The sequence below is a fragment of the Caballeronia arationis genome (assembly GCF_001544975.2).
GTDB classification, from domain to species: Bacteria; Pseudomonadota; Gammaproteobacteria; order Burkholderiales; family Burkholderiaceae; genus Caballeronia; species Caballeronia arationis.
The window spans coordinates 1-6,985 of the sequence record NZ_FCOG02000211.1 but is presented as its reverse complement, the minus strand read 5'-3'; the positions used below and the strand labels follow the sequence as shown (position 1 = coordinate 6,985).

The 6,985-nt window shown below is 62.3% G+C and carries 5 protein-coding genes and 1 pseudogene; 3 read left to right on the top strand and 3 right to left on the bottom strand.

Features of this window, described 5'->3' with window-relative positions; translation table 11 throughout:
• Positions 1-615 (top strand): response regulator (locus tag AWB81_RS39160; RefSeq protein ID WP_144444322.1); only part of this gene is annotated, 615 nt, incomplete at its 5' end.
• 711 nt (positions 616-1,326) lie between these two features.
• Here the strand turns inward: AWB81_RS39160 and AWB81_RS39155 are convergent.
• From AWB81_RS39155 to AWB81_RS39145, 3 genes and pseudogenes are all read right to left on the bottom strand, one after another.
• A pseudogene (locus tag AWB81_RS39155) lies at positions 1,327-1,943 on the bottom strand (transposase); the annotation flags it as partial.
• Positions 1,944-2,277: 334 nt separating this feature from the next.
• Positions 2,278-2,685: an Hsp20/alpha crystallin family protein gene (locus tag AWB81_RS39150; protein WP_062643587.1), complete on the bottom strand. Its 408-nt coding sequence runs from the start codon at positions 2,683-2,685 to the stop codon at positions 2,278-2,280.
• A 24-nt stretch (positions 2,686-2,709) separates the two neighbouring features.
• On the bottom strand, positions 2,710-3,162 hold the full coding sequence (locus tag AWB81_RS39145; RefSeq protein ID WP_062643585.1) for an Hsp20/alpha crystallin family protein: 453 nt from the start codon (positions 3,160-3,162) through the stop codon (positions 2,710-2,712).
• Between the two features lie 242 nt (positions 3,163-3,404).
• On the opposite strand from AWB81_RS39145, the gene AWB81_RS39140 reads away from it, so the two are divergent.
• Entirely contained in the window at positions 3,405-3,788 is a 384-nt protein-coding gene (locus AWB81_RS39140) for a hypothetical protein (protein ID WP_062643583.1), read from the top strand.
• 585 nt (positions 3,789-4,373) lie between these two features.
• Entirely contained in the window at positions 4,374-6,737 is a 2,364-nt protein-coding gene (locus AWB81_RS39135; RefSeq protein ID WP_235026151.1) for a filamentous hemagglutinin N-terminal domain-containing protein, read from the top strand.
• The last annotated feature ends 248 nt before the right edge of the window (positions 6,738-6,985 follow it).

Below are 6,985 nucleotides of genomic sequence, written 5' to 3'. Positions count from 1 at the left end.
GACACGTTATCGGCCATCTTTTCGATGTTCTCGCAAGTTAATCGAGACCACCACCGCCAGGGCGGCCTGGGCATCGGTCTTGCCCTGTCGAAGTCGCTCATCGAGCTGCACGGCGGTCGGATTACCGCGTCAAGCGCCGGAAAAGATAAAGGAAGCCGCTTCGCGATCCATCTTCCGACGCACTGCAAGGTATTGCCACCGCCGATTGCGACACGAGGGACTCCTGCGGCTTCCTCGACGATCAGGAAGCACCAGATCCTGGTTGTTGACGACAACGTCGATGCGGCCGACGCATTGACGGCGCTGCTCGAACTGGAGGGGCACGAGGTGCGCACGGTCTACTCGGGCGAGGAAGCCGTCGACATATTCAGTCACTACAGCCCCGACGTAATCCTGCTCGATCTAGGCTTGCCCGCCATGAGCGGAATTGACGTCGCTCGCCAAATTCGCGAAACGCCGTCGACGAAGAATGTCACCGTCATCGCCATAACGGGGTGGGGGCAGCCTCAGGACCGGGCGCGTACCGCTCAGGCCGGATTCGACTTCCACTTCACGAAGCCCGGCGACGTGGTACTGCTTAACGAGGCGATAGGCAGCGCATTTGCCGCCGCATAGGTCAAGCGGCGGGCAGGCAGCGGCAAGTGCCACCCGTGATGACCGACAGGGAGACAGATAGCGAAGCGGTGTAGTCGTGCATTCACGAAAATAAAGTGGCGCGGACGTAGCGCTTCGCGAAGCGACAGGCGCAAACGTCCGCCCTTGGCCGCAGTGCCGCGAAGCCAACCTTCGACAGGCAGGTGGAGGAACCGTGGAGTTCATGTCGGATCCAGGCGCATTGGCTGTGCGCGGATCGGAGCGCTGTGCAGGAGGATGTCGCATAAACGAACCCGAACGCCGTACTAGACAGCACGCTGCATAGGCGCAGTGTTTTCGATATCGGGTATATGGAACATGTATGACGTCACGCGCGCGGGATGGGTGTCACTCGGCAGCTCAGCGTAGTCGCCTTGATGCCGGCGCAGGGTAGCGTCCGCCCGAGGCGTTCGCCTCCGACGACATCACCACAAGCCTCTGGGCCGACTAGCGCGCGTGGACCGACGTTTTTTTACTGACTGGCACCGGAGGCTGCCGCCGGCGCGGACACTCCGCTCGCTTTGGGCGTTTCGGCAGTGCCAGTATCGGCGCGCTTACAACCTGCGCTGCTGAGGGTGACCACGGCGAGCGCGCTTGCCAGCACGATATTTCGAAGGAGGGATCTCATTTGTTTCTCCGGTACAAACATGGCGTTATCACCGCAGCAATTTTTGTGCCCTCACGACGCCTGGCCTGATCGGCAACTGCGGTGAGCTTGTCCAAGACCATCTCTGTACGATCAAGCTTCGCCATCGACATCAACTGATCACGATCAATGCCATCATTGGTAACGACATGCGTGACGATCAGATGGTGCTTCGTGTCCACCTCCGTCTGGACGTTGTAGCCGACGACTCCCGTTCCTCGTGCCTTCATCGAGGGTATCCGGATCTGTGAGCGATACCTGTTTGTCGAATGCCGCGTTGAGTTGGACCTCGATCTCCTTGAGACTTCGCACCTGTTCCTTCAAGGCCGTAATCTTGTCCTGCTGTCGTGCTGTTCTGGGCTTCGCAATCGCGGGCTCCTGACGCTGTGTCCATCGCCTCGAGATAGCGAGCGATACTTGATTCGATGTCGCACATGCGTCGTTCGAGCTTGGCGCTCGTGATGGTTCACCCCTTGAACTTGCTGCCGTCGATCGCAACGATCGCTTCGGCGAAGAGGTCCGGACGCTGGCATAGCAAGACGAACTGACGGCAGATGCTGCGGATCGCTTCACCATTGTCTTTACGGAACCGCGCAATGGTCTTGAAGTCCGGCGCCAGGCGGCCGGTGAGCCACATCAATTCGTCGTTGCCCTGGGCCTCGCGTAAAGGCGGCGGCTGGCCTTGGACGCACCGTCGGAAGTCAGACTGAGGGCGTGCCGCGGGGCGTCGCGCTGTGTCTAGCGCCCGGGTGTGACGCGGCAGATGCCAGTCGGCAAGCAGACGGGCATCGCGCCCGCGTGTGACCAAGGCGATGTATCCACCATCAGCGAGGGCCGGCCGCTTGCGAACTGACGCACCGGCACGGCCCATAGCTGATCATTTATCCGCATCACCCTTCCTCCATAACGTTCTGTGTCCCCACCTCCGCGAACGGGCCATGGCGACCTCGCGGTCGCCACCGGTTTTTTCTCCTGTCGTCGTTGCGGGTGTGCCGGGCTCAGTTCGTCTGCACCTCGATCCGGCGTGGGCGTGCTTCGTCGCGACGCGGAATCGTCAGTTTCAGCACGCCGTCCTGCAGGTTTGCATCGATCTTCGATGTGTCGAGGTCCGGGCTCAGCGAGAACGCGCGCGCGAAATGCGGTGCTCGGATCTCGGCGTGCTGCAGCCGCAGACCGACGGGGGTCGGCACGACCGCTTCGGCCTCGATATAGAGATTGCCGTCGTGCACCTTTACGTCGAGTTTGTCCTTCGTGACGCCTGGTAGGTCAGCCCACAGCGTGATGCCTTGGCTGTCCTCGAACACGTCGACGGCCGGTGTGAGCGTCGTCCGTCGTGCCGGCTGATCGCCCTCGCGTCGCGCTACTGCTTTCTGGTCGCGTTCAGCAACCTGTGTCCTGTCGTCCATGGCTTGCTCCTCGAATAACTGGCATTACTGGACGGTAATGGCCCGTGGCTTCGACGCTTCGCGCTTGCCGACGGTGATCGACAGACAGCCGTTGGCGTAGCGCGCCTGCACCCTGTCGGGGTCGGCATTCTGCGGCAGCTCGATCATGCGCCGGAAACCGCCGGTGAAGCGCTCCTGTGCATAGGTGCGGGTGTCGTCGCGGGTTTTGTCATCGTTCCCGGTCTGGGCAGGCTTGCGCTCACCGCTAATGGCCAGCAGGCCCTTGTCGATCGACACGTCGAGGTCGGCCAGTTTCAGACCGGGCGCGAACGCGACGATTTCGATCGAGTCCTCGGTGGTACCGATGTTGAGTTGTGGAAAGGCCCCGAAGCGGCCCGAACGGATGCTGGACGGGAAGCCGCCGAACAGGCTGTCCATCTGCCGCTGCAGACGGTCAAACTCACTGAACAGGTCGGTTCCGGAAAAGAGATCACTCATCGTATCCTCCTTCGATGCAGCGAGGAGGCGAACGGGCCTACGCGCTCCAGTCCGCCTGCCAGGCCGCTGGCAAACAAATCGAAACACGCAGTGCACCGGTGATGACCGGCGCATCTGCCTGAGCGAAACATAAGATAGGACCTACGTAGAAAAATTCAAGGGGCGGTGGTGAAATTCCGGTCTTGAAAATCGCCTGCCAAATCCTATTATCGCGGTGCATTGCAACGGAACCGGAGGACACCATGGAATTCGATTCGGACTGGCTCACGCTTGGCAGACACCGCGTCCGGCTGCGCTCGGCCAGAGGCTTTCCGACGGAATTGATGCATAGCGTGACGGAGGTTGTGCGCCTCGCGATCGACAACAACATGAGCGCCCGCGCGCGGCTGGTCGAGATCGTCTTCCAGCACGAACAGACCTACGATATCGCTGTGGGCACGACACTTATTGAAGACCGCGTTTGTGCGCCGCAACTGGAAGCGGCGGTTGCGGTGGTGCTCGGCCTGCTGCCGGATCAGGTGAACATCATCGTGACGACAGTAAGTCAGGAGGCAGTTGACCTGCACTTCGGCGTGTATGAGCGCATGCTGGCCGAGAAACTGGGCGTGGTGCCGCCAATCCAGTGATCTTCGGGCGATTGCGCTGAAGCGGCACGCGCTTACCCCGTTCAGCCGGCGACGACCTGACCTAAATGCCGGCGGTCTTGCTGCCGAGCCCATCTTGATTCCGAATGGCTGCTTTGCAGAAAGCTCGGCGGCCGCTCCGGGTCGTCAAGCCCGGTTCGCTGGTCGCGGAAGCCGACGTTCGACTGCGCCGTATCGCGAATGACGGCAAAGCGGCCCGCTTCAGCCGCATGGCCGTTAGATGGCGCACGTCGGCTAGACTAGGCCGACGTGCGCCGGCGACAACGGCAAGCCAGTGGCCGTTGCACGCTGCCTGTCCGCCGCCGTTAAAGCGCGTCCGGCCATGAAGCCCTTTCATCCTTGCACACCGAGAGGACTCTTTTAGGCGTCGCGTTTCACCGCAATATCGGCGCCGAGAACCTGGCGGCGCGACCGAAATCGTTTGCTCTTGCAAAGCGCGCGGTCGGTCGCTTCGCCGGGCACAGACTCGTACTCGAAACCTCCCGGATAAATGGTCGCGCTTGGTCTATGTTGATGATAACTGCCTTGCAGGTGGTGGACGTTGACGTAAGTAAACGGAGACATGACATGCGCACCAATTCCTCATCGATGATCAGACGGGTGAGAACGCCTCGTCGTGTTCAGGCAAAGGCGCTTCGCCACACTGCAATCGTCTTGCTCGGGGCGGGACTCGCGGTCGCTTGCAACGTGTGGGCGGCGGGCCCCTTGCCGAGCGGAGGAAAGTTTGTCGCGGGCGCCGGTGCGATAACGTCCACGGGCGCACGGTTGACCGTCACTCAGACGACACCGCGCGCGGTCATCGACTGGTGCGATTTCTCGATCGGCAAGGACAGTTCGGTCATCGTCCAGAACGGATCGGGCGCCACGCTGAGCCGCGTGACCGGCGCAGAACAGTCCGTGCTCAGAGGATCGCTGAGCGCGACTGGTAGCTTCTATCTAATCAACCCGCAGGGCGTCCTCGTCGGCCCGAGCGGAGTCGTGACGACGGGCGGGCGTTTCGTCGCGTCCGCGCTCGAGGTGGATAACGGCGCGTTCATGGCGAGCGGTCCGCTGACCTTCGCCGGCGGCGGCGCGGGCGCAGTCGTGAATCTGGGCAAGATCAGTTCCACGAGCGCCGACGTGTTCCTGATCGCGCGCAAGCTCGTCCTGAACGATGGCACGATCAGCGCGCCTTCCGGTTCGGCGGAGCTCGCGGCCGGCGATCAGGTGCTGATGCACGATTCGACCGGCGTGCCGCAGACGTTCGTGCAGTCAACCGGCAGCCGCGGCGACGTTGTGGACAAGGGAACCATCGCGGCCGCGCAGATTGCCTTGCAGGCCGCCGACGGGAACGTCTATGCGCTCGCGGGCCACACGACGGCGCTGCGCGCGACCGGCGTCGCGACGCGCGACGGTCACGTGTGGCTCGTCGCGAACAACGGCACCGCGCATGTCCACGGTCGCATCGACGCGACGAACGTCGACGGCACCGGCGGAACGGTCGATACGACAGGCGCTGCGCTGCGTCTCAACCACGCCGACATTCACGCGGCGAACTGGAATCTGACTGCGCCGGTGTTCGACGTCGGCCGCCTGACGACGGAGGCGTTTCTCCGACAACTGAATCAGGGCACGTCGGTGACGCTCAATGCTTCGCAAGGCGACATCGTGATGGAGCACGCGCTGCGCTGGACCGGCGATGCTTCGCTCACGCTTAACGCCATGCATTCGATAACGGTCGGCCCACGAGCTGCGCTTGCCAATACCGGAAAGGCGAACCTGACCTTGCGCGCCGACTCGGCCGGGCAGGATAACGGCGGCAGTGTCACCAACCTCGGGGTGATCGACTGGTCCAAAAGTACGGGGCTCGTGTCGATTTATCGCGATAGCAACGGGCGGTACGTGGCCGGACAGACACTCAGCAATCCGGCGTGGGTGGCCCCGCTGTACAGCGGCGTGAAGAGTCAGGTGTCGAGCTATGTGCTGGTCAATTCGCTCGCCGACCTCGAGAACATTTCGAAGGATCTGAATGGGTCGTACGCGCTTGGCCGTGACATCGACGCCAATACGCCCGGCGGCTATTTTCAGTCGATCGGCACCGGTAGCGCGAGCGGCTTTACGGGACAACTGGACGGCCTTGGACACGTGATCGGGAACGTGTCGATTCTCGCGGGAGACTTCGCCTACAAGGCCACGGGCCTCTTCACATCCATCGGCAACTCGGGCGTGGTGCGCAATCTCAAACTCACGAATGAAAGTGTGATCGTGTACTCTGACACCGCAGGCGCGCTCGCAGGGCAGTCCTCGGGACTCGTCTCGAACGTCGTCGCCGATGGTAGTGTATCCGATTACGCGTCGGTGGGTCTTGCCGTCGGTGGGCTGATCGGAACGAACTCCGGCGTGGTGTATCGGGGAGGCAGCGCAGGGTCAGCTGGAGGGCCTGGCCTCGCTGGCGGCCTTGTCGGCATCAACAGCGGAACGATCCTTCAATCGTACTCAACCGCCAATGCCGGCGCAGGCTCGCGGTCGCAAGCTGGCGGGCTCGTGGCCGACAATTCCGGCTCCATCAAGCAGTCGTACGCGGCGACCGGATTCGTCGGCGGTGGAAACGGCGTGGGCGGACTGGTCGCATCCAATTCCGGTTCCATCGAACAGTCGTTTGCAAGCGGTCCCGTTGATACTTTCCTGCTGCCGCCTTATCGAGGCGGCATCGCGGCGAGCAATAGCAACTCGGGCAACATCGCGAGCGACGTCTTCTGGGACAGGCAGTCGACTCGGCAGACGTCGGGAGTTGGTTCGGGGAGGCCCCTTGCCGCTGCCAACGGCTTGACTACGGCGCAAATGATGACACCGGCGAGTTTCGGTCCGACCTGGGATTTCGGAGCCGGCGGAACGTGGGTGATCCTGCCGAACATCACACATCCGACTTTGCGGTGGCAAGTCGAACACTAGTGGCACGGGGGAGCGAGAAGCTTCCCCGGATGGTCAACGGCGGCATGCGGTTAAAAGCATATACGACTAGACCCTAACGATGCCAACCGTCGAGTGTTTGAGATGGGTCGGCCCCGGCAGTTCGGGCCGCGGTCACGCGTTTAAACCGCACGGACTGCGATCTTCCGCAGTCGGCCACCTACGGACGTTGGCTTACGCTTTCATGCGGACGTTCGAACGTCGGCTCCGCCCGGACAACGGGCCCACCA

What these genes read in the sequence shown, in the direction of transcription:
- AWB81_RS39140 (WP_062643583.1), top strand. Translation starts at nt 3,405, where the DNA reads ATGGAATTCGATTCGGACTGGCTCACGCTTGGCAGACACCGCGTCCGG.
- AWB81_RS39150 (WP_062643587.1), bottom strand. Translation starts at nt 2,685, where the DNA reads ATGGACGACAGGACACAGGTTGCTGAACGCGACCAGAAAGCAGTAGCG.
- AWB81_RS39145 (WP_062643585.1), bottom strand. Translation starts at nt 3,162, where the DNA reads ATGAGTGATCTCTTTTCCGGAACCGACCTGTTCAGTGAGTTTGACCGT.
- AWB81_RS39135 (WP_235026151.1), top strand. Translation starts at nt 4,374, where the DNA reads ATGCGCACCAATTCCTCATCGATGATCAGACGGGTGAGAACGCCTCGT.